Source organism: Pseudomonas sp. GW704-F2 (assembly GCF_059423025.1).
On the sequence record NZ_JBWKXO010000032.1, the window covers coordinates 36793 to 63780 of the forward strand.

Here is a 26988-nt window from a genome sequence, read left to right on the forward strand (position 1 = left end):
GCTGCGGTGTTCATCCATTGAGTGTCTGACGCAGGCTCAATGTGGGAGGGGGCTTGCCCCCGATGGCGGCGGATCAGTCACCTAGGTATCAACTGAAAGACTGCTATATGGGGGCTGCGGTGTTCATCCATTGAGTGTCTGACGCAGGCTCAGTGTGGGAGGGGGCTTGCCCCCGATGGCGGCGGGTCAGTCACCTAGGTATCAACTGAAAGACTGCTATCACCAGCAAGCCCCCTCCCACAGAGGATCTGTGGCAACAGACAAATCGTGCAATCACAACAATAAGGGGCACACCACGTGACCACGCCAAACGACGGCTTTGCAGAAATCACCCACCGCGAACTGGGCCTGAGGCGCCAGCTCACTTCCGGCCAGATGAGCATGATCGCCATCGGTGGCGCCATTGGCACCGGGCTGTTCATGGGCAGCGCCTATGCCATCGGCTATGCCGGGCCCAGCGTGCTGCTGAGTTACGCCATTGGAGCGTTGATCACCTTGCTGCTGATGGGCTGCCTGGCGGAGATGACGGTGGCCCATTCCACCTCCGGCTCCTTCGGGGCCTACGCCGAGTTCTACATCAGCCCGCTGGCCGGGTTCCTGGTGCGCTACGCCTATTGGGCGGCGATTGTGCTGGCGGTGGGCGCCGAGGTCACGGCGGTGGCGATGTACATGAAGTACTGGTTCGCCAACGTGCCGGAGTGGGTGTGGATCGTGTCGTTCTCCAGCGTGCTGATCCTGCTCAATGCCATCAGCGTGAAAACCTTCGGCAACTTCGAATACTGGTTTTCGACGATCAAGATCAGCGCCATCGTCGGTTTCATCCTCCTCGCGGTGTACGTGGTGTTCGGCTCCGGTAACCCGCAGTACGGGGTGCAGAACTACACGGCCCACGACGGCTTTTTCCCGCATGGTTTGAGCGGTATGTGGATCGCAGTGATCGTCTCGATCTTCAGCTACTTGAGCGTAGAGATGATCGCCGTCGCCGCCGGTGAAGCGGCCGACCCGGAGCAGGCGGTGAAGAAAGCCTTTCGCGCGACCATCGTGCGCCTGGTGGTGTTTTACCTGCTGACCCTGGCGCTGATGCTGGCCATCGTGCCGTGGAACCAGGCCGGGCAGACGCAGAGCCCGTTCGTCACGGTGATGCAGACCCTCGGCATTCCCGGCGCCACCGGGGTGATGAATTTCGTGATCCTGATCGCGGCGCTGTCAGCGATGAACAGCCAGCTCTACATCACCACACGCATGATGTTCAGCCTGTCCCGCGCTGGCTTTGCGACCACGTCCATGGGTGCGTTGAGCAAGAGCGGCATCCCGCTGAACGCCTTGTTGCTGTCCAGCTCGGGCATCGGCCTGGCGACCTTGCTTAACGTGGTCTACCCGGAAAGCTCGTTCACGCTGATGATGGCGATCTCGATGTTCGGCGCGATCTTCACCTGGTTCATGATCTTCCTGACGCACCTGTTCTTCCGCCGTTATCGCAAGCGTCATGGCGGGGCGAAGTTGTCGTTCCAGCTGCGCCTGTTTCCCTACAGCACGCTGCTGGGCCTGGTGCTGATGGGCGCGGTGATGATCACCACGTATTTCACCGACGCGTTCAAGATGACCTTGGTGTTCGGCGTGCCGTTCCTGCTGATTCTGTCGGCGGTGTATTACGGATTTTTCCGCAAGGGCAGGGTCAAGGCGTCGAGCAAGGCCCTGGCATAACCCGGCAGGTGTTCGAACGAGCGCGCGCATAACAGCAGCGTTCGACAGGCCCAAGCTTCTCGCAACGGCTGGGCCTTGACGCGCTGCGCCCACGGCCAGCGCGCCAGCGCCGCCTGGGGCACGATCCCCAGGCCCGCGCCGCGTGCGACCATGCGCAGCACGCCGTCAAAACCCTCGGCGCGGATCCGCGTGTGCAAGCGAAACCCCGCGTGCAACGCCTGTTCTTCCAGGTACACCGCCAGCGCGCTGTGGGCGGCCAGGCCCACATAGTCGTAATGCAGGCTGTCGATAAAACTCACCGTACTTGCCGCCAACGGATGTTCCAGCGGCATGACCAGCACCAGCGGATCGTCGCGAAACGCCAGGGTCTGCAAGCCGTGGGTGTCCACCGCGTCGGAGATGATCCCGAGGTCTGCGGTGCCCTGGCGCAAGGCCTGGGTGATGCGCAGGCTGGGCAGTTCCTGCAGGTCGATGTCCAGATTGGGATGGTCGCGCAGAAAATCCGCGAGCAGTTCCGGCAGGTATTCGCTGAGGGCGGTGGTGTTGCACAGCAGGCGCACCTGGCCTTTGACGCCGTTGGCGTATTCCGCCAGGTCCTGTTGCAGGTGCTCGGCCTGTTGCAGCAACAGCCGGGCATGACGCGCCAAGGCCTGGCCCGCAGCCGTCGGCGTGATGCCACGGCGGCCACGTTCGAGGCATTCAACCCCGAGCGCAGCTTCCATCGCGCGGATGCGCGCGCTGGCGGCGGCCAGGGACAAGTGGCTGCGGCTGGCGCCGGCGGTGATGTTGCCGGCATCGAGGACGTGCAGGTAGAGGCGCAGGTCGATCAGGTCAAAGTGCATGGCTGGAAGATTTCCTTTCGCTGGACTGGCGCTATCGCGAGCAAGCCCGCTCCCACACTTGGAATGCATTTCAACAGTGGGAGTGGGCTTGCCCGCGATGGCGGCATCAGCCTCACGCAAAACAAGAGGCTGCCTCAGTATATGGCGAATTTCCAACCCCGGCGAAAGCCCTCACAATCCCGCCATGCAGACATTCCTCGCGTTCTACCAAAACCTCGGCCCCGCCCTGACCCTGCTGGTGATCGGCACCTTCCTGCTGGCCGGCACCGTCAAAGGTGTGATTGGCCTGGGCCTGCCCACCGTCGCCATGGGCTTGCTCGGCCTGGCTATGTTGCCGGCGCAGGCTGCGGCGTTGCTGATCATCCCTTCGACGGTGACCAACCTTTGGCAACTGGCCTTCGGCGGCCAGTTGAGCGTGTTGCTCAAGCGCTTGTGGCCGCTGTTGCTGTTGATTGTCCTCGGCACCGGGTTGGGCACGCTGTGGCTGGGAATGGGCAGTGGCGCCGGGGTGGTGCGCGCGTTGGGCGCGGCCTTGCTGGTGTATGCGTTGAGTGGGCTGTTCCTGCCCGCATTCAAGGTGAAGCCCGCGACCGAGCGTTGGTTGGCGCCGGTGTGTGGGCTGGTCACCGGCCTGATCACCTCGGCCACCGGCGTCTTCGTGATTCCGGCGGTGCCGTATCTGCAAGCGCTGGGGTTGAATCGCGATCAGTTGGTGCAGGCATTGGGGCTGTCGTTCAGCGTGTCGACACTGGCGCTGGCGGCCGGGTTGGCCTGGCGCGGCAGCCTCGGCGGCGGCGAGATCAATGCCTCGTTGTTGGCGCTGGCGCCGGCCTTGTTGGGCATGTGGCTGGGGCAGGCGTTGCGCCAACGGATCAGTGCCGTGTTGTTCAAACGGGTGTTTTTTATCGGCATGGCGCTGTTGGGCGCGCATCTGTTGATCAGTGGATAAAGGCAATAATAGAGTTTGATTCGTGATTTTTAGTCAAATGTATTTTGCCGCGCCAAGGCTTATTCCGCGCAAGGCACATCGATACCCTGCCTTCAGACATTTTTAATCTCAAGGCGCTCCCCCCATGAAAAAAGTCCTGCTGCTCAACGGCGGTAAAAAATTCGCCCACTCCGACGGTCGCTACAACACCACCCTGCATGACGCTGCCGTGGCTGTGCTCGACCGTGGCGGTATCGACGTCAAGGTCACGCATATTGATGAAGGCTACGATGTGGCCGAAGAAGTCGCCAAATTCCTCTGGGCCGACGTGATCATCTACCAGATGCCCGGCTGGTGGATGGGCGCGCCATGGATCGTGAAGAAGTACATCGACGAAGTCTTCACCGAAGGCCACGGCAGCCTCTACGCCAGCGATGGCCGTACCCGTTCCGACGCCTCGCAGAAATACGGCAGCGGCGGCCTGATCCACGGCAAGCAATACATGTTGTCGCTGACCTGGAACGCCCCGCAGCAAGCCTTCGACGACCCGAGCGATTTCTTTGAGGGCAAAGGCGTGGACGCGGTGTACTTCGCGTTTCACAAGGCCAATGAGTTCCTCGGCATGACGGCCTTGCCGACGTTCCTCTGCGTGGACGTCATGAAGCGCCCGGCCATCGACGCCGATGTGGCGCGCTACGAGCAGCATCTGGCGCAGGTGTTCGACCTCTCGGTGTAAGCTGCGCTGAACCGAGAAAGAGGACAGCCTGTGAAAGCCCGATCCGATGAGCTACAGATCTTCGTCAACGTGATTGAGTGCGGCTCGATTTCGGCAGCGGCGGAGCAGGTCGGGCAGACACCATCGGCGGTCAGCCGCACCTTGTCGCGCCTGGAAGCCAAGCTCGACACCACGCTGATCAACCGCACCACGCGGCGCATGGACCTGACCGAGGAGGGCAAGTACTTCTTCGAACAGGCCAAGGTGATCCTGGCGCAGATGGATGATCTGGAGGAACGCTTGTCGTCGCGCCAGAAAAAACCGGCGGGGCGCTTGCGCATCAACGCCGCCGTGCCGTTCATGCTGCATGGGATCGTGCCGTACATCGCCGAGTTTCGCGGGCTGTACCCTGAGATCCAACTGGAACTGAACAGTGATGACTTGATCATCGACCTGTTGGAGCAGAGCACCGACATTGCGATTCGCATCGGCGCGCTGGCCGATTCCACCCTGCATGCGCGGTCCCTGGGCTGCACCCCGCTGCATATCCTCGCCAGCCCCGCTTACCTCAAGCAGTACGGTACGCCGACCACGGTCGCCGAGTTGGCCGAGCACACCTTGCTCGGTTTCACCCAGACCGAGACGCTCAACCACTGGCCGTTGCGCCATGTGGCGGGTGACCGCTGGCTGATCGAGCCTGGCATTGCCGCGTCCAGCGGTGAAACCGTGCGCCAACTGGCGCTCGAAGGGCAGGGCATTGGCTGCCTGTCGAACTTCATGACCAGCGACGACATCGACGCCGGGCGCCTGGTGCCGCTGCTGGAAGCCTTCAACAGCGGTTATCGCCAGCCGATCCACGCGGTGTTTTACCGCAACTCGCAACTGGCCTTGCGCATCCAATGCTTCCTGGACTTTATCCAGGCCAAGCTGGCGCGGTACGCCTGCTGATTCGTGACCTGCGCGCAAGATTGAATTGGGCAACACGGTCTTATTCGCCAGGGATGGGGGCTTGATACTGGGCCCATCACTTACTCAGTCAGGAGAGACCTCCATGAACGTATTCGTTACCGGCGCCGCCGGATTTATCGGCGGCTCCATCGCCACCGGCCTGGTCAAGGCCGGCCACCATGTGACGGGCCTGGTGCGCAGCGCCGAGCAAGCCGCCGAGATGACGGCCCTGGGCATCACCCCGGTCATCGGCACCCTGGATGACCGTGCGGTGTTGACCGAACAGGCCCGGCAGGCCGACACGGTGATCAACGCCGCCAGCAGCGACCATCGCGCGGCGGTGGAAACGCTGTTGGCCGCCTTGAAAGGTTCGAACAAACCGTTCCTGCACACCAGCGGTTCGAGCATCGTCGGCGATGCATCGGGCGGCAAGGCCAGCGATGTCATCTACTTCGAAGACCACCTGCCGGAACCGACCGTCGACAAGGCCGCACGTGTCGCCATCGACAACCTGATCCTGGCAGCCGCCCAAGACGGGGTGAACTCGGCGGTGATCTGCAACACCCTGATCTACGGCCACAGCCTGGGCGTGAAGCGCGACAGCGTGCAACTGCCGCGCTTGCTCAAGCAGGCGCGCAAGAGCGGGGTGGTGCGCCATGTCGGTACGGGGCAGAACATCTGGTCCAATGTGCATATCGAGGACGTGGTCGCGCTCTATCGGCTGGCGCTGGAGAAGAATGTGCCGGGCACGTTCTACTTCGTGGAAAGCGGTGAAGCGGCGTTCATCGACATGACCACCGCCATCGCCGAAGCCCTGAACCTGGGCAAGCCGCAGGACTGGCCGTTGGCCGACGCAGAAGCCGAATGGGGCTATGAAATGGCCAACTACGGCCTGGGTTCCAACAGCCGGGTGCGCGGCAAGCATGCCCGTGAATTGTTGGGGTGGGCGCCCAAGCGCACATCGGTGGTGGAGTGGATTCGCCGCGAAATGGTCTGATGTCGGCGTGAGACCGTGGTGTACCCTTCGCGGGCAAGCCCACTCCCACATTTGACGGTGTTCACACCTCGATAACGGGTGCACCGATCAAACCATGGGAGTGGGCTTGCCCGCGAACGGGGCATCCCGGTCAGTCTGCCCTGACGCTTCACTGGCACCACCGACCGCATTTCCGTACCATTCCCCGCCTTATTCCCCGCAATGCCCGGTACCTCATGAACCTCACCCGTCTTCGCGCCGACGCCCTGGCCGGCCTCACCACGTCTTTTGCCTTGCTGCCCGAGTGCATCGCCTTTGCCCTGGTGGCACACCTCAACCCGCTGATGGGGCTCTACGGCGCGTTCATCATCTGCACCCTCACGGCATTGTTCGGCGGGCGGCCGGGAATGGTCTCTGGCGCCGCAGGGTCGATGGCGGTGGTGATCGTCGCGCTGGTGGTGCAACACGGCGTGGAGTATTTGCTCGCGACGGTGCTGCTGGGCGGGCTGATCATGCTGGTCTTCGGCCTGCTGCGCCTGGGCAAGCTGGTGCGGATGGTGCCGCACCCGGTGATGCTGGGGTTCGTCAACGGCCTGGCGATCATCATTGCCCTGGCGCAGTTGGAGCATTTCAAGAGCGGTGATACCTGGCTCAGCGGCACGCCGCTGTATGTGATGAGCGGCCTGGTGCTGGTGACCATGGCCATCGTCTACCTGTTGCCGCGCCTGACCCGTGCTGTGCCGCCCGCTCTGGTGGCGATCCTCGGCGTGGGCCTGGCGGTGTACCTGCTGGGCTTGCCGACGCGCACGCTGGGCGACATGGCCCACATCGCCGGTGGCCTGCCGAGCTTCGCACTGCCGCAGATCCCCTGGAGCCTGGATACCCTCGGCATCATCGCGCCCTACGCGTTTCTGATGGCAATGGTCGGCCTGCTGGAAACCCTGTTGACCCTCAACCTCACCGACGAAATCACCGAGAGCCGCGGCTACCCCGACCGCGAAAGCATGGCCCTGGGCGCGGCGAATATGGTCTCGGGCCTGTTCGGCGGCATGGGCGGCTGCGCGATGATCGGGCAAACCGTGATCAACCTCAGCTCCGGCGGACGCGGACGTTTGTCCGGGGTCTTGGCTGGGGTGATGATCCTGTTGTTCATTCTGTTTCTGTCACCGCTGATCGAGCGCATTCCGCTGGCGGCGCTGGTCGGGGTGATGTTCGTGGTGTCGCAGCAGACCTTCGCCTGGGCGTCGCTGCGGGTGATCAACAAGGTGCCGCTCAATGACGTGCTGGTGATCATCGCGGTGACCGTGATCACTGTGTTCACCGACCTGGCCACGGCGGTGCTCTGCGGGATCGTGATCGCGGCGCTGAACTTCGCCTGGCAACAGGCGCGTGAACTGTACGCCGATGAATATCTGGAAGCGGACGGCAGCAAACTCTACCGCGTGCATGGCACGTTGTTTTTTGCCTCGACCACGCCGTTTTTGAATCAATTCGACCCGGCCAACGACCCGGCCGCGGTGACGCTGGACTGCCGTCACTTGAGCGTTGTCGACTACTCCGCGATTGCCGCGCTGATGACCTTGCGCGAGCGTTACAGCAAGGCTGGCAAGCATCTGCGCGTGCTGCATTTGTCCGAGCGCTGCAAGAAGCTGCTCAAGCGCGCCAAGGTCCATCACGACTGACCGCAACCCCTGTAGGAACGAGCTTGCTCGCGAAAAACCCGAGAGCGCCACGTCTATCCAGACAACACGCGTCATCGTTGACGATTTTCGCGAGCAAGCTCGCTCCTACGGGAGGGCGAGGGTTTTCATTCATTACGGCCCGACCAGGTCTTCCAGTTCCTGGGCGCGGGTCTGGGTCATGTCCAGCACACAGGCGGAGCCGTTGACCTGATCGATGCTGCCGCCGGTGGCACTGCCGGCAAAGGCACAATTGGCATCGCGGTATTTGATCCACAGGCGCTGCACGTCCTGCAATTGCTGCTTGCGCGCGCCTTCCTGGGCGGCGAGGGCGGTCTGGTAGGCGGTGTTCAGGCGTTTGTCCTGCACCTTGGCCTGTTGGGTGTTGCACTTGACCATGTCGACGGTCGTGTTGGCGCTGTCCATGCATTTCTTCAGTGCGGCGTTGTCGGCGGCCGACGCGCTGCCGCACAGGGCGAGCAGCAGGGCGCAGGCGGTGAGAGAGGTGCGGGTCATGATCGAGTGTCCTGGATGTTCGTGGGGGCGCATTTTAAGACTCAAGCGTGCGCGTTGAGTTTCCGGTCTTTTCTGAATTTGATGTAAGAACACCCCCCGAATTTTCATGCACGGCCGTTGGGCATGTCCCAACGCGACAGCGCTTATCTGTGGGCGAAAATTACTTTCATAAAAATTGAAAATGCTCCTCGGTAATGATTTATGAGTTTCACAACCAATTCGACGTGACCCTTTCCGAGGAGTACCGCATGGCCGCATCACCGGGCTTCGGGCTATTGGCATACGCCGCCATCGCCATCATTGCTTTGATCGTGCTGATTGCACGTTACCGACTCAACCCGTTTATCGTCATCACCCTGGTGTCCATCGGCCTGGCGCTGATGGCCGGGATGCCGGCGGACACCATCATGGGCTCCTACGAAGCGGGCGTCGGCAAAACCCTGGGGCATATCGCCCTGGTGGTCGCGCTGGGCACCATGCTCGGCAAAATGATGGCTGAATCCGGCGGCGCCGAGCAGGTGGCGCGCACGTTGATCAACCGGTTCGGCGAGCGCAATGCCCATTGGGCGATGGTGTGCATTGCGTTTCTGGTGGGGCTGCCGCTGTTTTTCGAGGTCGGTTTTGTGTTGCTGGTGCCGATCGCCTTTACCGTGGCGCGGCGTGTGGGGGTGTCGATCCTGATGGTCGGCTTGCCGATGGTTGCCGGCCTGTCGGTGGTGCATGCGCTGGTGCCGCCGCACCCAGCGGCGATGATGGCGGTGCTGGCGTATAACGCCTCGGTCGGGCAGACCGTGCTCTATGCGATTTTGATCGGCATTCCCACGGCGATCATCGCCGGCCCGCTGTACGCCAAGTTCATCGTGCCGCGCATTCACCTGCCGGCGGAAAACCCGCTGGAGCGCCAGTTCATCGAGCGCGAGCCACGCAGCCGTTTGCCGAGTTTCGCCCTGACCATGGGCACCATTCTGTTGCCGGTGGTGCTGATGATGATCGGCGGCTGGGCCAATCTGATTTCCACGCCCGGCAGCGGTTTCAACCAGTTCCTGTTGTTTATCGGCAACTCGGTGATCGCGCTGCTGGTGGCGACCCTGGTGAGTTTCTGGACCCTCGGCCTGGCGCAGGGTTTCAACCGCGAGTCGATCCTCAGGTTCACCAACGAATGCCTGGCGCCGACTGCGAGTATCACCTTGCTGGTGGGCGCGGGCGGCGGGTTGAACCGGATTCTGGTGGACGCCGGCGTAACCAACGAAATCCTTGGCCTGGCCCATGCGTTCAACCTGTCGCCGCTGGTGATGGGCTGGCTGTTCGCCGCGTTGATGCGTATCGCCACCGGCTCGGCCACCGTGGCCATGACCACCGCTTCCGGGGTGGTTGCGCCGGTTGCGCTGGGCCTGGGTTATCCACACCCTGAATTGCTGGTGCTGGCGACCGGGGCGGGTTCGGTGATCTTTTCCCACGTCAACGACGGCGGCTTCTGGCTGATCAAGGAATACTTCAATATGACTGTGATCCAGACCTTCAAGACCTGGACCGTGTTGGAGACCCTGATTTCGCTGGTCGCCTTCGGTCTGACGTATGGTCTGTCCTGCGTCCTGTAACCCGGAGCCTCTATGGACATCCTCTACCAGATCCGCGCCCGCCAGGCGTCTTTCAGTGCCGGCGAAGGGCGTATCGCCAAGCTGATGCTCGATGACGTGGGCTTTGCCGCGTCGGCCAGCCTGGAGGCGTTGTCCCAACGCGCCGAGGTCAGCACCGCCACGTTGTCGCGGTTTGCGCGCAGCGTCGGGTGCCGGGATTTGCGCGACTTGCGCCTGCAACTGGCCCAGGCCAGTGGCGTGGGCAGCCGCTTCCTCGACCCGGCGGGCAAGCCTGAGCAGTCGGGGTTTCATCGGCAGATTCTCGGTGATATCGAGGCGACGTTGCGCCAGCACCTGTCGGGGTTCGATCAGGCCGGCTTCGTCGATGCGGTCAGCCTGCTGGGCAAGGCGCGCATGATCCACGCGTTCGGCATGGGCGGCCCGTCGAGCCTGTGCAGCGAGGAGTTGCAAGTGCGTCTGGTGCGCCTGGGCTATCCGATTGCCGCCTGCCATGACCCGGTGATGATGCGCGTCACGGCGGCGACGCTGGGGCCCGAGCAGGCGCTGATCGTCTGTTCGCTCAGCGGCCTCACCCCGGAGTTGCTGGACGTGGTGGCCCTGGCGCGCAACTACGACACGCCCATCGTCGCCATCACCCTGGCCGCTTCACCCTTGGCCGGGCTGGCGGATGTGGTGCTGGCGCTGCAACCGGCCGAAACCAGCTTCATCTACAAACCCACGGCGGCGCGCTACGGCATGCTGCTGGCCATCGACCTGCTCGCCACCGAGCTGGCGCTGGCCATGCCGGACGACAACCAGGAACGCCTGCGCCGCATCAAGCTGGCCCTCGACGACTATCGCGGCGGGCCCGACAGCCTGCCGCTGGGAGACTGATATGCAGTACGACACGCTGATCCGCCAGGCGCTGATCATGGATGGCCGCAACACGCCTGGGTATGTCGCCGATGTGGGGCTGCGCGACGGGCGTATCGAGGCGATCGGCGACTTGTCGGCCGCGCTGGCCACGCAGGTGATCGACGCCCGAGGCCGGGTGTTGGCGCCGGGGTTTATCGATGTACACACCCACGATGACACGGTGGTGATCCGTCAGCCGCAGATGCTGCCCAAGCTCAGCCAGGGGGTGACCACGGTGATTGTCGGCAACTGCGGTATCAGCGCCTCGCCGGTGAGTTTGCGCGGTGAGCCGCCGGACCCGATGAACCTGCTGGGCCCGCGTGAAGCGTTCACCTATCCGCGTTTTGCCGATTACCGCGCCGCCGTGGAACGCGCCCAGCCGGCGGTCAACGTCGCGGCGCTGATCGGCCACACGGCGCTGCGCAGCAACCATATGGACGACCTGCATCGCAGTGCCACTTTCGATGAAATCGCCGCGATGCGCGTGCAGTTGCGCGAAAGCCTGGAGGATGGCGCCCTTGGCTTATCCACCGGCCTGGCCTACGCCAGCGCGTTCAATGCCGAGACCGATGAAGTGCTGCAACTGAGCGAAGAACTGACGGCGTTCGGCGCGGTGTACACCACCCATCTGCGCAGTGAGTTCGCGCCGGTGCTGGCGGCCATGGACGAGGCGTTTCTGATCGGTCGGCATGCTCAGGTGCCGGTGATCATTTCCCACCTCAAATGTGCCGGCGCGGGTAACTGGGGGCGTAGTCCGCAGCTGTTGGCGGCGCTGGAGCAGGCGGCGAAAACCCATCCGGTGGGGTGTGATTGTTACCCCTATGCGGCGAGTTCTTCGACCCTGGATCTCAAGCAAGTCACCGATGCGTTTCGCATCACCATCACCTGGTCGACCGCGCACCCGGAAATGAGCGGGCGCGACTTGCAGGCGATCGCCGCCGAGTGGGATGTTTCGCTGATGGACGCGGCCCGTCGCCTGCAACCGGCGGGGGCGGTGTATTACGGCATGGACGAAGCGGATGTGCGCCGTATCCTCGCGCATCCGCTGTCGATGGTCGGGTCGGATGGGTTGCCCGAAGATCCGTTCCCGCATCCGCGCTTGTGGGGCGCGTTTCCACGGGTGTTGGGCCACTTCAGTCGGGACGTCGGGCTGTTCCCGCTGCACACGGCGGTGCATAAGATGACCGGCTTGTCGGCGGCACGGTTCGGCTTGTCGGAGCGGGGCGAAATCCGTGTAGGGCACTGGGCCGACTTGGTGCTGTTCGATCCGCTGCGCGTGCGCGATGTGGCGGATTTCAAGGCGCCGCAGCAGGCGGCGGAAGGGATTGATGGCGTGTGGGTCAACGGCGTGTTGAGCTACAGCGAGGGGCAGCCGAATGGTCAGCGGCCGGGGCGGTTCCTGGCGCGCAGTGGGGATTTGCGGGCTGGGTTTTCGACTCTATAGTGGGCGCTCTTACACACGGAGCGGTTGCCATGCACTTAGGAAAAGTCACCCCCATCCTGCGGATTTTCGACGAGGCCAAGGCGTTGGAGTTTTATGTCGACTTCCTTGGGTTCAAGGTCGATTGGCAGCATCGCTTCGAGGCGAATTTTCCGTTGTATCTGCAGGTGTCGTTGGGTGAGTGCGTGCTGCATTTGTCCGAGCACCATGGCGATGCATCGCCGGGTGCGGCGGTGCGGATTCAGGCGCAGGGTGTAGACGCCTATCAGCAGCAATTGCAGGGCAAGGACTATCGTTTTGCCAAGCCAGGCGTTGAAGAAATGCCCTGGGGGTCGCGGGAGATGAGCATCCACGATCCGTTTGGCAATCGGCTGGTGTTTGTCGAGGAAGGCGAGGGCTGAGGGGTAAATTGCAGGCAATAAAAAACCGCCTTAGTAGGGCGGTTTTTTTGTGCAAACCCAGTGAGTGGCTGGGGTTGCGTTCTAACAGGAAGCGTTGACCCACCCAACAGATATTAATGCCGGTTATCGCATCACGCAAGGCTTGACGATTGTCGGTTTTTTTCAACGCTTGCACTTTGAGTTTACTCAACACTAGCTGCAAAAATTGGCAATAAATTAGCTGATCATCACATCAGGTTTTATCGTCACTTGTCACACCTTTGATCGAGATGTTGGTTAGTATCACCTCCGTTCCATGTATGTCGTTTTGAGGTGGTTGGGTATGCGCGCGGAATTATGGACCGAACGCCACGGGCTAGTAATCCGTGCCGGATTCATGCGGGAGGAACCAAAACCCAGCCGCCTCACAGGAAGCGTTGACCCGCATCCAAAGGCTCACATGTTCCGGTAAGTGCGCTGGAGGTAAGGCCCAACTCATGGAGGGCCGAGTATGTCTAAGTTTGCACGACGTGCGTGGAACCTCGTCGTGAATGCCCTGCGTGTTTATCACGTATGGACATTCCTGCGAGACAGCTTCGATGACCGTTAAGGTCTGAGAAGTGGAGCCGCCCCGGTGCAGACCGAGGCGGCTTTTTGGTTTTTACACCCGGAAGTGGCTGACCATCTGCTGCAACTGGCTGCCCAAGCGCGCTAGTTCCACGCTCGATTTGGCCGTCTCATCACTCGCGGTGGCGGTCTGTTCCGACACGTCACGCACGTTGATGATGCTGCGGCTGATTTCTTCGGCCACGGCGCTTTGCTCTTCGGCTGCCGCTGCAATCTGCTGGTTCATCGACTGGATATTCGACACCGTGCGGGTGATGTTTTCCAGGGATACGCCGGCCTTGCGCGTCAGCTCGACACTGCTGTCGGTGAGGCTGCGGCTGTTGTTCATCACCGCGGCCACCTGCTGGGTGCCGTTCTGCAAGCCGGCCACCAGGCCTTCGATTTCTTCGGTGGATTTCTGCGTGCGCTGGGCCAGGCCACGCACTTCGTCGGCGACGACGGCAAAGCCACGTCCGGCTTCACCGGCACGCGCTGCTTCAATCGCGGCATTGAGCGCGAGCAGGTTGGTCTGCTCGGCCACGGCCTTGATCACGTCCATTACGCTGCCGATTTTGTTGCTCTCTTGTTGCAGATGGCTCATGGCGTCGGTGGAACGCGCCACTTCGGCGGCCAGGCGTTCGATCTGGGCGATGGCTTCGGCCACCACCTTGTCGCCTGCGCGGGCTTGGCCATCGGCATCGGCAGCGGCCCGGGAGGCTTGCTCGGCGTTGCGTGCGACTTCCTGCACGGTGGCGGTCATTTCGTGCATGGCGGTGGCGACTTGATCGGTCTCGATCTTCTGGCTGTTCACACCGGCGCTGGTCTGCTCGGTCACGGCCGACAACTCTTCGGCGGCGCTGGCGATCTGGGTCACGCCGTCACGAATGCCGCTGATCAACTCGCGCAGGGTCGTGCCCATGCGCTGGATGCCTTGTTGCAGTACGCCCAGTTCATCGCGGCGGGTGACCTGGATATTGTGGCTCAGGTCGCCGGAGGCAATGCGTTCGACCACGGCCAGGGTTTCCTGGATCGGACGTGTGATCTGGCGGGTGATCACCAGTGCCGCGACGATGCCGACCAGTAACGCGAGCAGCGTGCTGATCAATTGCAGGCTGCGGGCTTGGGCGCTTTCGGCGTCGCGGCGGGTGAGCTGGATGTCGTAGAGCTTGTCGCTGATGGTGACGATATCCGCCCCTTGGGTGGTCATTTCGGCGCGCGCGGCGACGATATTGGCGTTAGCCGCCTTGTAGTTCTGCACCGCACTGCGATAGGCGCCGAGCGCGCTTTCCAGGGCGCTGAGCGCGACCTGTTGGCTGCCGCCGAACGCCGCGCCGAGGCCTTTCAAGCCGTTGATGGCTTTTTCGATCTGGGCGGCGGCGCGGGCTTCGGTGTCGGCGTTGACGTTGCCGGTGTAGCCGCGCACTTCGTAGCGGGCCAACTGGAACTCTTGTTTGGCATGAGTCACGGCCTGGTACTGGGTGAAGCGCTCGGGGTTGTCGGGCGTCTGCTGCACACTGCTGTCCAGTGCGTCGATCTGGGCGTTGGCGATGTCGGCCTTATCGCCCATGACCTGGCGCGCAGCATTGCCGGCACGGTAGGCCTCACGCATTTTGTTCAGCGATTGCTGATACGCCGTGATGACGGCTTTCTGCTCGTTGAGCAGTTTGACGTTGTCCGGGCTCTTGAAGCTGTCCAGGAGTTTTTGTTGCTGGGCGACGAAGGCATCCAGGCTGGTTTGTACGTTCTGCGCCACGCTTTCATCGCCGTTGGCCAGCATGTATTGCAGGCGCACGATGCGCAGCTTGGTCAGGGAGGCGTTGAGCTGGGTGATGTCGCTCATCCAGTTGCTACGGTCGATCAGGCCGCCGAGGCTGGTCCAGCCGGTCAGCGCCAGGATCGAGGTGAGGACAAGCACCAGGCCGAAGCCCAGGCCCAGTTTGAGGTTGACGCTGATGTTACCGAACCAGCTGTTCATCGAGTGCTCCGCAAAAATGATGTTTGTCTGCTGGACGGTGTTGTTGTTTGAGCCAGCCAAGGTGTTTAGGCCATATCGGCGGGCACAGGGGAAACTGAAACGATTAATTAGCCTGCGCGATGCACGGAGCCCTGCATCACCGACTACCGGCGCCAGGCAGGCATGACGTGGGCGGCGCTCATCCCGCACGCGCATTCTGTGCTAGTCTGCTGGCCCTTTTAGTTCTGGGCGGTGCGGGAAAACCGTGTTTTCAGCGCTGCCCTACAGCGGAGCCTCTTCATGTCCGAAGTTAATCTGTCCACCGACGAAACCCGCGTCAGCTACGGTATCGGCCGTCAGTTGGGCGACCAACTGCGCGACAACCCGCCACCGGGCGTGAGCCTGGACGCAATCCTGGCCGGCCTGACCGACGCGTTCGCCGGCAAGCCAAGCCGTGTTGATCAAGAGCAAATGGCCGCGAGCTTCAAGGTCATCCGCGAAATCATGCAAGCCGAAGCGGCTGCCAAGGCGGAAGCGGCTGCTGGCGAGGGCCTGGCGTTCCTGGCGGAAAACGCCAAGCGTGACGGCATCACCACTCTGGCTTCCGGCCTGCAATTCGAAGTGCTGACTGCCGGTGAAGGCGCCAAGCCGACCCGTGAAGACCAAGTGCGTACTCACTACCACGGCACCCTGATCGACGGCACGGTGTTCGACAGCTCCTACGAGCGCGGCCAGCCTGCAGAATTCCCGGTTGGCGGCGTGATCGCCGGCTGGACCGAAGCCCTGCAACTGATGAATGCCGGCAGCAAATGGCGCCTGTTCGTGCCGAGCGAACTGGCTTACGGCGCTCAAGGCGTTGGCAGCATTCCGCCGCACAGCGTTCTGGTATTCGACGTCGAGCTGCTCGACGTTCTGTAAGACCTGCTTTTGATTACCTGTAGGAACGAGCTTGCTCGCGACAAACGTCAACGATGGCGCGAGCATCCTGGATGAACGCGTTGCTTGTGCGTTCTTCGCGAGCAAGCTCGCTCCTACAGGGGTTTGCGCGGTCGCTCATGGGTGAAACTTGCCATTGAGTTCCGTCGCCGGGCGCAATGCTCGGGCGTAGCAGAACAGAAACAGGTTGCGCACCACTTCCTTCAGTACACCGGGTTCACTGGAACTCAGGCCATTCACGTCCAGGTCGCCCTGGTCCTGCAGTTCGTTCAGCGCTTCTTCCTCCAGCACCGCACAGACTTCCCCGGTTTCCCGATGGAGGATGCGCAGGTAAGGGTGTGGGCGGTCCAGCCAGGCATCTATCAAATAAGTCATGTCGTTCTCCTTGATGGGTTTCAATGAGAATAATTCTTATTCGTAGAATAGCAAGTGCCTATTGGCGGTTTGCGGATTTTTCTGCGTGGGTCGTGCGAGGGATCAACAGCCAGGGCGAAACGCCATCCCGCGGCGGGCGCGGGATGGAAACAGCAGGATCAGACCTTGCGGACGAACTCGGACTTGAGTTTCATCGGGCCGATACCGTCGATCTTGCAGTCGATATCGTGGTCGCCGTCGCACAGGCGGATGTTCTTGACCTTGGTGCCGACCTTGACCACCAGGGAGGTGCCCTTGACCTTGAGGTCTTTGATCACGGTGATGGTGTCGCCGTCCTGCAGGACGTTGCCTACAGAGTCTTTCTTCACGGTTTCATCGCTGGCCACTTCGGCCTCGCCAGTGGCGGACCACTCATGGGCGCATTCCGGGCAGATCAGTTGGGCGCCGTCTTCGTAGGTGAATTCGGAATTGCATTTCGGGCAGGGTGGCAACGTGCTCACTAAAGCTCCTTAAAGGTCAGGATGGCTAAAGTCGCACATTATATAGGGAATTGTAGGGAGACAGGGCGCGGTCTTGGATTGGTAATACAAACTAAATGTGGGAGGGGGCTTGCCCCCGATGGCGGTATTTCAGTCTAAGCATAAGTTGACTGATCCACCGCTATCGGGGGCAAGCCCCCTCCCACATTTGGTATTTCTAGTGCGTGCGCGCGACCGCGAACTCGCTCAGCTCGACCAGGGCGTCCCGGTATTCGCTGGCGGGGAGGGCGTCCAGGCACTTGATCGCACGGGCCACGTAGTCACGCGCCAAGTGGGCGGTGTAGTCCAGGGCGCCGGAGGCTTCCACGGCGGCGCGGATGCTTTCCAGGTCTTCGATCCCGCCTTTCTGGATCGCCTTGCGTACCAGGGCCGCCTGTTCCGGCGTGCCTTCGCGCATGGTGTAGATCAGCGGCAAGGTCGGCTTGCCCTCGGCCAGGTCGTCGCCGACGTTCTTGCCCAGGGTCTCGGCGTCGCCACGGTAGTCGAGCAGGTCGTCCACCAGTTGGAACGCCACGCCCAGGTGGTCGCCGAAGGTGCGCAGGGCTTCGGCCTGCTCGGCCGTGGCTTGGCACAGGGCGGCGGCGCTGTGGGTCGAGGCTTCGAAGAGCATCGCGGTTTTGCCGCGAATCACTTCCATGTAGGTTTCTTCGGTGGTGCTGGCGTCACGCACCTTCGACAACTGCAACACTTCGCCTTCGGCGATGATGCGCGTGGCCTGTGAAAGAATCTTCATCACCGGCATCGAGCCCAGTTCGACCATCATTTCGAACGAGCGCGAGTACAGGAAGTCGCCGACCAGCACGCTCGGGGCGTTGCCCCACATCGCGTTGGCGGTCTCGCGACCACGGCGCATGCCGGACATGTCGACCACGTCGTCGTGCAGCAGGGTCGCGGTGTGCAGGAACTCGATGGTGGCAGCCAGCAGGCGCAGGTCATCGCCTTCGCGGCCCAGGGCCTTGCCGCACAGCAACACTAATAAAGGACGCAGGCGTTTACCGCCCGCCGACGTAATGTAGTCGCCAATTTTGGAGACCAGCGGCACTTTAGACGTCAGCTGCTGCTTGATGATGCCGTCGACGGCGCTAAAATCGTCCGCGACCGCGCGGTAGAAAGCTTGGGGTTGCATCAGCGACAGTCGCTCCAGAAGGGTTGCGCGGCATGCTAGGACCCTGACCCCGCAGTGTCAAGGCGCGATAGACGGCCTCTTGCAACGTATCCGCGCCTTGCGTACAATCGCGCACCCTGAACTTCCTGGGCAGCACCTGCCTTACGCAATTGCATTCGGGACGTCCATCCCATGCAGCCATGCCAGCCAATACCTCTTCTTATAAAGCGCTGGGTGAGCAGGATTATCGGAGAAATACCATGTCGTACGCAGTAATTGTTACTGGTGGCAAGCAATACAAGGTCGCCCCAGGTGAATACCTGAAGATCGAAAAACTGGAACTCGCTACCGGCGACTCCGTGACTTTTGATCGCGTTCTGTTGGTCGCCAATGGCGATGACGTGAACATTGGCGCTCCAGTTGTTGCTGGCGCTACCGTTGTGGCTGAAGTGATCTCCCAAGGTCGTCACGATAAAGTCCGCATCATCAAGTTCCGTCGTCGTAAGCACCACATGAAGCGTATGGGCCACCGCCAGTGGTACACCGAGATCAAAATCACCGGTATTCAGGCTTAATTTCAGCCTAATTCCTCACTAGGAGAATTGACTCATGGCACACAAAAAAGCTGGTGGTAGTACCCGTAACGGTCGCGACTCAGAAGCCAAACGCCTTGGCGTGAAGATGTATGGCGGCCAGGTTATCATTCCGGGCAACATCATCGTGCGTCAGCGCGGCACCCAATTCCACGCCGGTTACGGTGTTGGCATGGGTAAAGATCACACTCTGTTCGCTAAAATCGACGGCGTGATCAAGTTCGAAGTAAAAGGCGCCTTCGGTCGCCGTTACGTGAGCATCGTCCCGAAGACTGACGTCGTCGCGGCATAATTACGTAGTTGCTGGAAAAGCCCTGTCTTGCGACGGGGCTTTTTCGTTTGTGGAGTGAGTCTCTTGCAAAGCTGTTTGTAATGAGCTCAAGCGCTGGATTTGCGGTCGTTGATTGAGGTCGCTGCGCTCATTTTTGCAAGAGTCTTATGTCTTGGTTTCTTAAGCTCGTCCGTGCGGCGAGAGGCGTTTTGTTATGAAGTTCGTTGATGAAGTTTCCATCCGAGTAAAAGCAGGCGACGGCGGTAACGGTTGCATGAGTTTCCGTCGCGAAAAATTCATCGAAAACGGTGGCCCCAACGGCGGTGACGGCGGTGACGGCGGTTCCATCTACATGATGGCCGACGAAAACCTCAACACCCTGGTGGACTACCGTTACACCCGGCACTTCGATGCCGAGCGTGGTTCCAACGGCGGCAGCACCGATTGCACCGGTAAAAAAGGTGAAGACATGGTGCTGCGCGTACCGGTCGGCACCACGATCATCGACTCCGCGACCCAGGAAGTGATCGGCGACCTGACCAAGGCCGGCCAGAAGCTGATGGTTGTGCAGGGCGGCTGGCACGGTCTGGGTAACACCCGTTTCAAGTCCAGTACCAACCGTGCGCCACGCCAGACCACGCCAGGCAAGCCGGGCGAGCAGCGTGACCTCAAGCTGGAAATGAAAGTACTGGCCGACGTGGGCCTGTTGGGCCTGCCGAACGCCGGCAAAAGTACCTTCATCCGCTCGGTCTCGGCCGCCAAGCCGAAAGTCGCCGACTACCCGTTCACCACCCTGGTGCCAAACCTGGGCGTGGTCAGCGTCGACCGTTGGAAAAGCTTCGTGATCGCCGACATTCCCGGCCTGATCGAAGGGGCTTCCGAAGGTGCGGGCCTGGGTATCCGTTTCCTCAAGCACTTGTCGCGTACCCGTTTGCTGCTGCACCTCGTCGACATGGCGCCGCTGGATGACACCAGCGCACCGGACGCCGCCGAAGTGATCGTCAACGAACTGACCAAGTTCAGCCCGTCCCTGGCTGAGCGTGATCGCTGGCTGGTGCTGAACAAGTGCGACCAGATCCTCGAGGAAGAGCACGAGGAGCGCGTCAAGGAAATCGTCGATCGCCTGGAGTGGACCGGTCCGGTCTACGTGATCTCGGCCATCGCCAAAGAAGGCACCGAGCGCCTGACCCGCGACATCATGCGTTACCTGGAAGACCGCGCCGACCGCCTGGCGGCCGACCCGGTGTTCAAGGCCGAACTCGCCGAGCTCGACCAGCGCATCGAAGACGAAGCCCGCGCCCAGCTGCAAGCCCTGGACGACCAGCGTGCCTTGCGCCGCAGCGGCGTGAAGTCGGTCCATGACATCGGCGACGATGATTGGGACGAAGAAGACGTGGATGATGAAGACGGTCCGGAAATCATTTACGTGCGCGACTGATTCGTTGCAGTAAACTTAAGCGCCGCTCACTCGAGCGGCGTTTTGGTATCTGGGGATACCTGCGGTCACGAATGTAGTCACGAATAACGTTATGGGCGGCGCTGGGTCGCGTCCCGCCCTCTAACTAAGGTTGAAGATGATGCGGAGCAAAGTGACAGGTGCGCAGCGCTGGGTCGTAAAGATCGGAAGTGCGTTGCTGACGGCGGATGGCAAAGGGCTGGATCGCGCAGCCATGAGCGTGTGGGTCGAGCAGATGGTGGCCTTGCATGAGGCCGGCGTCGAGTTGGTGCTGGTCTCGTCCGGAGCGGTTGCCGCCGGGATGAGCCGCCTCGGCTGGACCGCGCGACCCAGCGCGATGCACGAACTGCAAGCCGCTGCCGCCATCGGTCAGATGGGCCTGGTGCAAGCCTGGGAATCCAGCTTCGCCGAGCACGGCCTTCACACCGCGCAGATCCTGCTGACCCACGACGACCTGTCCGACCGCAAGCGCTACCTCAACGCCCGCAGTACGTTGCGCGCGCTGGTGGAGCTCAAGGCGATCCCGGTGATCAACGAGAACGACACGGTGGTCACCGACGAAATCCGTTTCGGCGACAACGACACCCTGGCCGCCCTGGTGGCCAACCTGGTGGAAGCCGACCTGTTGGTGATCCTCACCGACCGCGACGGTATGTTCGACGCCGACCCGCGCACCAACCCCGACGCCAAATTGATCTACGAAGCCCGCGCCGATGACCCCGCGCTGGACGCCGTGGCCGGCAGCGTCGGCGGCGCGCTGGGCCGTGGCGGCATGCAGACCAAACTGCGTGCGGCGCGCCTGGCGGCGCGTTCGGGTGCCCACACGATCATCGTCGGCGGGCGCCTGGAGCGCGTGCTCGACCGCCTCAAGGCCGGTGAGCGCATCGGTACGCTGCTGTCGCCGGAACGCGGCATGCTGGCCGCGCGCAAGCAGTGGCTGGCCGGGCATTTGCAGACCCGCGGCACCCTGGTACTCGACGATGGCGCCGTGACGGCGTTGTCCCTGGGTCACAAGAGCCTGCTGCCGGTGGGCGTCAAGTTGGTGCAGGGCAGCTTCCGCCGTGGCGAGATGGTGGTGTGCGTGGCGCCGGACGGTCGTGAGATCGCCCGCGGCCTGGCCAACTACAGCGCGTTGGAAGCGCAGAAAATCATCGGGCAGTCGTCTGAGGCGATTGTCGGTCTGTTGGGTTACATGGCGGAACCGGAACTGGTCCACCGCGACAACCTGATTCTGGTTTAAACGAAAGGAATACACGATGCGTGTGATGAAGGGATTGCTCGGCCTGCTGTTGGCCATGCCGTTGCTGGCGTCGGCCGAAGAGATCGGCCAGGTGTCGACGGTGTTCAAGTTTGTCGGCCCCAACGACCGGATCGTGGTCGAAGCCTTCGACGACCCCAAGGTCGATGGCGTGACCTGCTACCTGTCCCGCGCCAAGACCGGCGGCGTCAAAGGCGGCCTGGGTCTGGCCGAAGACCGCTCCGAGGCGTCGATTGCCTGTCGCCAGGTCGGGCCGATCCGCTTCAAGGGAGAACTCAAGGATGGCGACGAAGTGTTCAAGGAACGCACGTCGCTGGTGTTCAAGACCATGCAGGTGGTGCGCTTCCTCGACAAGAAGCGCAATACCCTGGTGTACCTGGTCTACAGCGACCGCCTGATCGAGGGCAGCCCGCAGAACGCCGTTACCGCGATTCCGATTTTGCCGTGGCCGACCGCGCAGTGATCCGCAGGCGAGTTTTGTAATCGGCGTCTATGATTGCAGGCTTGCGGGTTGTAATCTCGAAGAGCCGCAATGCAAAGAACATGGGATATCTGGAGTTCGTCATGAGTGCTTTCCACGACCTGAAACTCAAAGCGTTGGACGGACAAGAGCTGCCACTGGCGCCCTTCAAGGGCAAAGTTGTGCTGGTGGTCAACGTGGCCTCCAAATGTGGCTTGACCCCGCAATACGCGGCGTTGGAAAACCTCTATCAGCAGTACAAGGACCAGGGGTTTACCGTACTCGGCCTGCCCTGCAACCAGTTTGCGGGCCAGGAACCGGGGACCGAGAAAGACATCCAGGAATTCTGCAGCCTCAATTACGGGGTGAGCTTTCCGCTGGGCAGCAAACTCGATGTGAACGGCCCTGAGCGTCACCAGTTGTACCGCTTGTTGGCGGGCGAGGGCGCCGAGTTTCCTGGGGACATCACCTGGAACTTCGAGAAATTCTTGCTGGGCAAAGACGGGCGGGTGCTTGCGCGTTTCTCGCCGCGAACGGCACCGGATGATCCGGCCGTCGTCCAGGCCATCGAAAAAGCCCTGAGCTGATCCCCTGACCTGTAGGCGTGAGCGTGCTCGCGAAAAATCCAGGCGCACCGCGTTGATCCAGTATGAACGCGTTATCGTTGACGATTTTCGCGAGCCAGCTCGCTCCTACAGGTGTCCGGCATTTCTAAGCCTTAATCACCCTGATCAATAGTGCTACTCAGCACGCTGCACGCGCCATATTATCGGCATCATAAAAACCGTCTTTCGTGGAGTGTTGCCATGCCTGTCCAAGCCTTGTTCAAACCGTTCCACCTCGGAACGCTGCAACTGTCGAGTCGTGTGGTAATGGCGCCGATGACCCGTTCGTTTTCCCCGGGCGGTGTCCCCAATTCCAAAGTCATAGAGTACTACCGCCGCCGTGCCGCGGCGGGTGTGGGCCTGATCATCACCGAAGGCACCGTGGTCGATCACCCGGCGTCCAACGGCTATCCCAATGTCCCGCACTTCTATGGTGAAGCGGCGCTGGCGGGCTGGAAGAAAGTGGTCGATGCCGTGCATGCCGAAGGCGGCAAGATCGTCCCGCAGTTGTGGCATGTGGGTAGCGTGCGCCGCATCGGTACCGAGCCGGATGCCAGCGTACCGGCCTACGGACCGATGGAAAAACTCAAGGATGGCAACGTGGTTGTCCACGGCATGACCCATCAGGACATCAAGGACGTGATTGCCGCCTTCGCCCAGGCGGCCAGGGACGCCCAGCGCATCGGCATGGACGGCGTGGAGATCCATGGCGCCCATGGTTACCTGGTGGACCAGTTCTTCTGGGAAGGCAGCAACCAACGCAGCGACGAATACGGCGGCAGCCTGGCCAACCGTTCGCGTTTTGCCATCGAACTGATCCAGGCCATCCGTGCCGCCGTCGGCCCGGATTTTCCGATCATCCTGCGTTTTTCCCAGTGGAAGCAGCAGGACTACACCGCGCGCCTGGTGCAAACCCCCGAGGCTTTGGGCGAGTTTCTCAAGCCGCTGTCCGACGCCGGCGTGGATATTTTCCACTGCTCCACCCGGCGCTTCTGGGAGCCGGAGTTCGAAGGTTCCAACCTCAACCTGGCCGGCTGGACCCGCCAGCTCACCGGCAAGCCGACCATCACTGTCGGCAGCGTCGGCCTGGATGGCGAGTTCCTGCAGTTTATGGTCAACACTGACAAGGTTGCGCAACCGGCCAGCCTGGAGAAGCTGCTGGAGCGTCTGAACAACGATGAGTTTGATCTGGTCGCCGTCGGCCGTGCCCTGCTGGTGGACCCGGATTGGGCGGTGAAGGTCCGCGAACACCGCGAGGGCGACATCCTGCCGTTCAGTCGTGAGGCGTTGACGACCCTGGTGTAACGGGCCGGGCTCCCGGTGGTTGCCACCGGGAGCTGTTCAGTTGGAGCGGTCAATACTCTACTGACTTGCGCAGCTCCTGGCGGTGATCGGTCTTGTGCCCGTCTTGGCGCGCAGCCTGGTCATAAGTGGGCGGTGCTGCTCGAGACTGATCCAGCCATTGTTGCTGACGCGTCCACTCTGCGGTTGGCATGTTGATGCCATTGCGCACTCCCATTCCGTAAATTGCCATATCTCAGGGTCTCCATTGATCTAAGGGACCTGCGTTAGCAGCAGGTATCAATGATTGGTCATCCACCGTTCGCCGTTCCAGGGGGAAATATCGAGTAAACCTTGCGCAACCTATGGCAATCGGTGTGCAACACGGTCCGCTAGCTCGGGCGGGGGGGCGGGGTGACACCGCCCGGCCCCCCGCCGGTTTCAGCGCGTTGGGTTTTTCAAGGCCTATTGTCTTGTTGTTGGCCTATCCGGATTAACCGTAGTAGGCATCTTCCGCCCGTTCGGAATGGACCGCTGCATATTGCGTGGTGGCGTAGGATGCTTGACCGTCATGCGTTGACGGGCGGTCAGTGAACTGTGGGCGATAGCCGCCGCCGTTGTGCGGACGTTCCCATTGATTCTGCGGCGGCTGCCAGTTGTTTCCAGGGTGTGTGGGTTGCGGGCGATAGCCGTCGTTGTGCGGCGGACGCTGCCAGTCATTCTGCGGCGGCTGCCAATCGTTTCCAGGGCGCGCGGGTTGCGGGCGATAGCCGCCGTTCTGTGGCGGGCGCTGCCAGTCGTTCTGCGGCGGCTGCCAGTTGTTTCCAGGGCGCGTGGGTTGCGGGCGATAGCCGCCGTTTTGTGGCGGGCGCTGCCAGTCGTTCTGTGGCGGCTGCCAATCGTTTCCAGGGCGCGACGGTTGCGGGTGTTGCCATTGGTTGCCCGGAGGTGCCGGCTGCGGGCGGTTCCAGCCGTGGTTCGCGTTATAGGGCTGTGGGTGTGACGGTCGTCCGTGATCGTACTGGGCGCTGTTGGATGGGCAGGTGTCTGTCGGCCCTTGAGTGGGCGTGTTGAACGGTTGGAATCGCAGCGCCATTGATCCATTTATCAGTGTCGACATAGTGCTCTCTAATTAATGTTTCATCATGAATGACCTGCCTTTTTTGAGTGCGTCCAGAGACAGACACCTCTTCCCTGGCAGGTGTCATGTAGGTGGCGATAAATCGCGCGACGTTCCGGAAATATCCTGTTGTGGCGTGCCGACTCCGATGGCTTCAGGTAAAAAATCCTAATGTTGAAGCCGTTATTCAGGGGGAAGGCTGGAGGGACGGCGAACTAACTGACGTTATTCGCAGATCGTTCAACGAACATAAGGCTGCGTTGGAGCGGCCAACGGTTCTGCGCACACATCGCGTAACTGGTTCTCGAACTGCTCGATGATCGCCGGCCAGCCCTGGTGACTGGCATGATGGCGCGCATTGAGGCGGGCCCTGCGCAAATGCTCGCGATCTTCCAGCAGCCAATTGGCCGCGTCGCAGAACGCTTCCTCATCGCCGGGCATCGCCAGCACGCCGTTGTAACCGTGGCGGATATGCTGGGTCGCGGCCGCCTGGTCATATGCCACCACCGCGAGCCCGGAGGCCATGGCTTCCAACACCACGTTGCCGAAGGTTTCGGTCAGGCTGGGAAACAGGAACAGGTCTCCCGAGGCGTAGTGTCGCGCCAGTTCTTCGCCGCGCTGGGTGCCGCAGAATATGGCGTGCGGCAGGTCGTGCTCGAGCAGCGCGCGTTGCGGTCCGTCGCCGACCACGATCAGTTGCAGGCGACGCTGTGGATAAGTACTGCGCAAGGCATCGAAGCAGCGCTTGAGCATGCCCAGGTTCTTTTCCTGCGCCAGGCGCCCGACGTGCAGCACTGCAATATCGTCATTGCCCAGGCCCCAGCTTTCGCGCAAGGCGTTATCGCGCTTGGCCGGGTGGAACAACTGGCTGTCGACCCCGCGCGACAACATCCCCAGGCGTTCGAAGTGGCGGCGCTCCAGCTCCAGGCGTTGGCTGGCGCTGGGTACCAGGGTCAAGGTCGAGCGGTTATGAAACCAGCGCAGGTAGTGCGTGACCACGCGGCTCAACATGCTCAGGCCGTACTGGTTCGAGTACTGCTGGAAATTGGTGTGAAAACCGCTGACCACGCTGATCCCCAAGCGACGCGCTGCACGTAGTGCCGACAACCCGAGCGGTCCTTCTGTGGCGATGTACAGCACATCCGGGCGTTGGCGTGTCCAGCGGCGCAGCAGCTTGTGCATCGACGACTGGCCCCATTGCAGGCCTGGATAGCCGGGCAACGGCCAGCCGCGGCACAGCAGCAATTCGTTGTCGCTGGGGCGGCTTTGGTCAATGCCTTGGCGCGGGCGCACCAGTTCGACCTGATGGCCGCGCGCGCGCAAACCCTCGCACAGGCGACCCAATGTATTGGCCACCCCGTTGATCTCTGGCGGGAAGGTTTCGGTAATCAGAGTGATGTGAAGCGAAGCTGTCGTCATGACCCACAGTGTCGCTGTGGGCTGTGTCGCCGATGTGTCATACAGATGATGGATTTATGACGGGCATTGGCGGCGGGCGGCAATGCGCCAATCCTTTAAGCACAGAGCCCTTCGGCTCTGTGCAGATCGCTGGCCGGGGGGGCTCAGAAGGTGATTTTAGACGGCGTGACGTAGCTCGTATCTTGCACACCGAGCACTTTATTTTGCGGGCCGAATTCACGGTCGCCAGGGTTCAGAGTCCCGTTCGCGTTTGGGGGCACGCTGATCGAGCTACTGTCTGTTGGTTTTGTATTCTGGTCCCTGGATGGATAGTCGGGAAGCAGTGGCCCGGACCAGGGTCCTGGTTTTGATGGCGGGACGCTGGGTGGGGTGCGGGGTGGCCCGCTGGG

27 protein-coding genes and 1 pseudogene are annotated in these 26988 nt (G+C 61.7%); 18 read left to right on the forward strand and 10 right to left on the reverse strand.

The features are described 5' to 3' along the window. Positions 1-297: 297 nt before the first annotated feature. Complete coding sequence (locus AC07W0_RS23095) at positions 298-1704, forward strand: amino acid permease (RefSeq protein ID WP_102618773.1); 1407 nt, start codon at positions 298-300, stop codon at positions 1702-1704. Here the strand turns inward: AC07W0_RS23095 and AC07W0_RS23100 are convergent. Continuing rightward, entirely contained in the window at positions 1650-2546 is an 897-nt protein-coding gene (locus AC07W0_RS23100) for a LysR substrate-binding domain-containing protein (protein ID WP_102618774.1), read from the reverse strand. The genes AC07W0_RS23095 and AC07W0_RS23100 overlap by 55 nt on opposite strands. Before the next feature lie 184 nt (positions 2547-2730). On the opposite strand from AC07W0_RS23100, the gene AC07W0_RS23105 reads away from it, so the two are divergent. The 5 genes from AC07W0_RS23105 to AC07W0_RS23125 all read left to right on the forward strand — a co-directional run bounded on the left by AC07W0_RS23105 (position 2731) and on the right by AC07W0_RS23125 (position 7795). Then, positions 2731-3495: a sulfite exporter TauE/SafE family protein gene (locus AC07W0_RS23105; RefSeq protein WP_102618775.1), complete on the forward strand. Its 765-nt coding sequence runs from the start codon at positions 2731-2733 to the stop codon at positions 3493-3495. Positions 3496-3619: 124 nt separating this feature from the next. Next, positions 3620-4210: an NADPH:quinone oxidoreductase MdaB gene (gene mdaB, locus AC07W0_RS23110; RefSeq protein WP_017847735.1), complete on the forward strand. Its 591-nt coding sequence runs from the start codon at positions 3620-3622 to the stop codon at positions 4208-4210. Between the two features lie 30 nt (positions 4211-4240). Continuing rightward, complete coding sequence (locus AC07W0_RS23115) at positions 4241-5137, forward strand: LysR family transcriptional regulator (RefSeq protein WP_017847736.1); 897 nt, start codon at positions 4241-4243, stop codon at positions 5135-5137. 103 nt (positions 5138-5240) lie between these two features. Then, positions 5241-6134, forward strand: a complete 894-nt coding sequence (locus AC07W0_RS23120) for an NAD-dependent epimerase/dehydratase family protein (RefSeq protein WP_102618776.1) — start codon at positions 5241-5243, stop codon at positions 6132-6134. Positions 6135-6349: 215 nt separating this feature from the next. After that, complete coding sequence (locus AC07W0_RS23125) at positions 6350-7795, forward strand: SulP family inorganic anion transporter (RefSeq protein WP_046382084.1); 1446 nt, start codon at positions 6350-6352, stop codon at positions 7793-7795. A gap of 132 nt (positions 7796-7927) precedes the next feature. Here the strand turns inward: AC07W0_RS23125 and AC07W0_RS23130 are convergent, their stop codons facing one another. Next, a complete protein-coding gene (locus AC07W0_RS23130; RefSeq protein WP_017847739.1) occupies positions 7928-8308 on the reverse strand; it encodes a lysozyme inhibitor LprI family protein in 381 nt (126 codons plus the stop codon). A 248-nt stretch (positions 8309-8556) separates the two neighbouring features. On the opposite strand from AC07W0_RS23130, the gene AC07W0_RS23135 reads away from it, so the two are divergent. Genes AC07W0_RS23135 through AC07W0_RS23150 form a run of 4 tightly spaced genes read left to right on the forward strand, consistent with a single transcriptional unit; the run spans position 8557 to position 12642 of the window. Then, positions 8557-9906, forward strand: a complete 1350-nt coding sequence (locus tag AC07W0_RS23135; protein ID WP_177410570.1) for a GntT/GntP/DsdX family permease — start codon at positions 8557-8559, stop codon at positions 9904-9906. 12 nt (positions 9907-9918) lie between these two features. Beyond that, a complete protein-coding gene (locus AC07W0_RS23140) occupies positions 9919-10779 on the forward strand; it encodes a MurR/RpiR family transcriptional regulator (RefSeq protein WP_046488199.1) in 861 nt (286 codons plus the stop codon). A gap of 1 nt (position 10780) precedes the next feature. Further along, positions 10781-12244: an N-acyl-D-amino-acid deacylase family protein gene (locus AC07W0_RS23145; protein WP_102618778.1), complete on the forward strand. Its 1464-nt coding sequence runs from the start codon at positions 10781-10783 to the stop codon at positions 12242-12244. Between the two features lie 29 nt (positions 12245-12273). Further along, positions 12274-12642: a glyoxalase superfamily protein gene (locus AC07W0_RS23150; RefSeq protein ID WP_017847743.1), complete on the forward strand. Its 369-nt coding sequence runs from the start codon at positions 12274-12276 to the stop codon at positions 12640-12642. A 640-nt stretch (positions 12643-13282) separates the two neighbouring features. Here the strand turns inward: AC07W0_RS23150 and AC07W0_RS23155 are convergent. Further along, the gene (locus AC07W0_RS23155) at positions 13283-14146 is read right to left on the reverse strand and encodes a methyl-accepting chemotaxis protein (protein WP_372340286.1); all 864 of its coding nucleotides are present in this window, start codon (positions 14144-14146) and stop codon (positions 13283-13285) included. Further along, positions 14138-15397: pseudogene (locus tag AC07W0_RS23160) on the reverse strand (methyl-accepting chemotaxis protein); the annotation flags it as partial. The gene AC07W0_RS23155 and the pseudogene AC07W0_RS23160, both read right to left, overlap by 9 nt. A gap of 84 nt (positions 15398-15481) precedes the next feature. On the opposite strand from AC07W0_RS23160, the gene bamJ reads away from it, so the two are divergent. Then, complete coding sequence (bamJ, locus tag AC07W0_RS23165; protein ID WP_017847745.1) at positions 15482-16099, forward strand: BamJ family beta-barrel-assembly machinery protein; 618 nt, start codon at positions 15482-15484, stop codon at positions 16097-16099. Between the two features lie 135 nt (positions 16100-16234). On the opposite strand, the gene AC07W0_RS23170 is transcribed toward bamJ, so the two are convergent. The 3 genes from AC07W0_RS23170 to AC07W0_RS23180 all read right to left on the reverse strand — a co-directional run bounded on the left by AC07W0_RS23170 (position 16235) and on the right by AC07W0_RS23180 (position 18157). Then, positions 16235-16492: a PA4570 family protein gene (locus AC07W0_RS23170; protein ID WP_003194088.1), complete on the reverse strand. Its 258-nt coding sequence runs from the start codon at positions 16490-16492 to the stop codon at positions 16235-16237. A 158-nt stretch (positions 16493-16650) separates the two neighbouring features. After that, entirely contained in the window at positions 16651-16992 is a 342-nt protein-coding gene (locus tag AC07W0_RS23175) for a zinc ribbon domain-containing protein YjdM (protein ID WP_017847746.1), read from the reverse strand. Between the two features lie 196 nt (positions 16993-17188). After that, a complete protein-coding gene (locus AC07W0_RS23180; protein WP_017847747.1) occupies positions 17189-18157 on the reverse strand; it encodes a polyprenyl synthetase family protein in 969 nt (322 codons plus the stop codon). A 239-nt stretch (positions 18158-18396) separates the two neighbouring features. Between AC07W0_RS23180 and rplU the strand changes: the two genes are divergently transcribed. From rplU to AC07W0_RS23215, 7 genes are all read left to right on the forward strand, one after another. Further along, a complete protein-coding gene (rplU, locus tag AC07W0_RS23185) occupies positions 18397-18711 on the forward strand; it encodes a 50S ribosomal protein L21 (protein WP_017847748.1) in 315 nt (104 codons plus the stop codon). A gap of 34 nt (positions 18712-18745) precedes the next feature. Next, positions 18746-19021 carry a 50S ribosomal protein L27 gene (gene rpmA, locus AC07W0_RS23190; RefSeq protein ID WP_007901871.1) on the forward strand — a complete coding sequence of 92 codons (276 nt, stop codon included), beginning with the start codon at positions 18746-18748 and terminating at the stop codon, positions 19019-19021. 193 nt (positions 19022-19214) lie between these two features. Then, the gene (gene cgtA / locus AC07W0_RS23195) at positions 19215-20438 is read left to right on the forward strand and encodes an Obg family GTPase CgtA (RefSeq protein ID WP_017847749.1); all 1224 of its coding nucleotides are present in this window, start codon (positions 19215-19217) and stop codon (positions 20436-20438) included. 139 nt (positions 20439-20577) lie between these two features. Continuing rightward, a complete protein-coding gene (gene proB, locus AC07W0_RS23200) occupies positions 20578-21696 on the forward strand; it encodes a glutamate 5-kinase (RefSeq protein WP_017847750.1) in 1119 nt (372 codons plus the stop codon). A gap of 16 nt (positions 21697-21712) precedes the next feature. Continuing rightward, on the forward strand, positions 21713-22177 hold the full coding sequence (locus tag AC07W0_RS23205) for a CreA family protein (RefSeq protein ID WP_017847751.1): 465 nt from the start codon (positions 21713-21715) through the stop codon (positions 22175-22177). A 101-nt stretch (positions 22178-22278) separates the two neighbouring features. After that, positions 22279-22761, forward strand: a complete 483-nt coding sequence (locus AC07W0_RS23210; protein ID WP_017847752.1) for a glutathione peroxidase — start codon at positions 22279-22281, stop codon at positions 22759-22761. 219 nt (positions 22762-22980) lie between these two features. Next, positions 22981-24084, forward strand: a complete 1104-nt coding sequence (locus AC07W0_RS23215; protein ID WP_017847753.1) for an NADH:flavin oxidoreductase — start codon at positions 22981-22983, stop codon at positions 24082-24084. Between the two features lie 49 nt (positions 24085-24133). Here the strand turns inward: AC07W0_RS23215 and AC07W0_RS23220 are convergent, their stop codons facing one another. The 3 genes from AC07W0_RS23220 to AC07W0_RS23230 form a co-directional block, all read right to left on the reverse strand. Further along, positions 24134-24313, reverse strand: coding sequence for a hypothetical protein (locus AC07W0_RS23220; RefSeq protein ID WP_032804636.1), 180 nt, complete (start codon positions 24311-24313; stop codon positions 24134-24136). Positions 24314-24553: 240 nt separating this feature from the next. Next, positions 24554-25156 (reverse strand): chromosomal replication initiator protein DnaA, encoded by a 603-nt coding sequence (locus AC07W0_RS23225; RefSeq protein WP_102618780.1) that lies wholly within the window; start codon positions 25154-25156, stop codon positions 24554-24556. Positions 25157-25420: 264 nt separating this feature from the next. Then, entirely contained in the window at positions 25421-26599 is a 1179-nt protein-coding gene (locus tag AC07W0_RS23230; protein WP_017847755.1) for a glycosyltransferase family 4 protein, read from the reverse strand. Between the last annotated feature and the right edge of the window lie 389 nt (positions 26600-26988).

What these genes read in the sequence shown, in the direction of transcription:
- AC07W0_RS23100 (WP_102618774.1), bottom strand. Translation starts at nt 2,546, where the DNA reads ATGCACTTTGACCTGATCGACCTGCGCCTCTACCTGCACGTCCTCGAT.
- AC07W0_RS23105 (WP_102618775.1), top strand. Translation starts at nt 2,731, where the DNA reads ATGCAGACATTCCTCGCGTTCTACCAAAACCTCGGCCCCGCCCTGACC.
- mdaB (WP_017847735.1), top strand. Translation starts at nt 3,620, where the DNA reads ATGAAAAAAGTCCTGCTGCTCAACGGCGGTAAAAAATTCGCCCACTCC.
- AC07W0_RS23120 (WP_102618776.1), top strand. Translation starts at nt 5,241, where the DNA reads ATGAACGTATTCGTTACCGGCGCCGCCGGATTTATCGGCGGCTCCATC.
- AC07W0_RS23125 (WP_046382084.1), top strand. Translation starts at nt 6,350, where the DNA reads ATGAACCTCACCCGTCTTCGCGCCGACGCCCTGGCCGGCCTCACCACG.
- AC07W0_RS23130 (WP_017847739.1), bottom strand. Translation starts at nt 8,308, where the DNA reads ATGACCCGCACCTCTCTCACCGCCTGCGCCCTGCTGCTCGCCCTGTGC.
- AC07W0_RS23135 (WP_177410570.1), top strand. Translation starts at nt 8,557, where the DNA reads ATGGCCGCATCACCGGGCTTCGGGCTATTGGCATACGCCGCCATCGCC.
- AC07W0_RS23140 (WP_046488199.1), top strand. Translation starts at nt 9,919, where the DNA reads ATGGACATCCTCTACCAGATCCGCGCCCGCCAGGCGTCTTTCAGTGCC.
- AC07W0_RS23145 (WP_102618778.1), top strand. Translation starts at nt 10,781, where the DNA reads ATGCAGTACGACACGCTGATCCGCCAGGCGCTGATCATGGATGGCCGC.
- AC07W0_RS23150 (WP_017847743.1), top strand. Translation starts at nt 12,274, where the DNA reads ATGCACTTAGGAAAAGTCACCCCCATCCTGCGGATTTTCGACGAGGCC.
- AC07W0_RS23155 (WP_372340286.1), bottom strand. Translation starts at nt 14,146, where the DNA reads ATGGGCACGACCCTGCGCGAGTTGATCAGCGGCATTCGTGACGGCGTG.
- bamJ (WP_017847745.1), top strand. Translation starts at nt 15,482, where the DNA reads ATGTCCGAAGTTAATCTGTCCACCGACGAAACCCGCGTCAGCTACGGT.
- AC07W0_RS23170 (WP_003194088.1), bottom strand. Translation starts at nt 16,492, where the DNA reads ATGACTTATTTGATAGATGCCTGGCTGGACCGCCCACACCCTTACCTG.
- AC07W0_RS23180 (WP_017847747.1), bottom strand. Translation starts at nt 18,157, where the DNA reads ATGCAACCCCAAGCTTTCTACCGCGCGGTCGCGGACGATTTTAGCGCC.
- rplU (WP_017847748.1), top strand. Translation starts at nt 18,397, where the DNA reads ATGTCGTACGCAGTAATTGTTACTGGTGGCAAGCAATACAAGGTCGCC.
- rpmA (WP_007901871.1), top strand. Translation starts at nt 18,746, where the DNA reads ATGGCACACAAAAAAGCTGGTGGTAGTACCCGTAACGGTCGCGACTCA.
- cgtA (WP_017847749.1), top strand. Translation starts at nt 19,215, where the DNA reads ATGAAGTTCGTTGATGAAGTTTCCATCCGAGTAAAAGCAGGCGACGGC.
- proB (WP_017847750.1), top strand. Translation starts at nt 20,578, where the DNA reads ATGCGGAGCAAAGTGACAGGTGCGCAGCGCTGGGTCGTAAAGATCGGA.
- AC07W0_RS23205 (WP_017847751.1), top strand. Translation starts at nt 21,713, where the DNA reads ATGCGTGTGATGAAGGGATTGCTCGGCCTGCTGTTGGCCATGCCGTTG.
- AC07W0_RS23210 (WP_017847752.1), top strand. Translation starts at nt 22,279, where the DNA reads ATGAGTGCTTTCCACGACCTGAAACTCAAAGCGTTGGACGGACAAGAG.
- AC07W0_RS23215 (WP_017847753.1), top strand. Translation starts at nt 22,981, where the DNA reads ATGCCTGTCCAAGCCTTGTTCAAACCGTTCCACCTCGGAACGCTGCAA.
- AC07W0_RS23220 (WP_032804636.1), bottom strand. Translation starts at nt 24,313, where the DNA reads ATGGCAATTTACGGAATGGGAGTGCGCAATGGCATCAACATGCCAACC.
- AC07W0_RS23225 (WP_102618780.1), bottom strand. Translation starts at nt 25,156, where the DNA reads ATGGCGCTGCGATTCCAACCGTTCAACACGCCCACTCAAGGGCCGACA.
- AC07W0_RS23230 (WP_017847755.1), bottom strand. Translation starts at nt 26,599, where the DNA reads ATGACGACAGCTTCGCTTCACATCACTCTGATTACCGAAACCTTCCCG.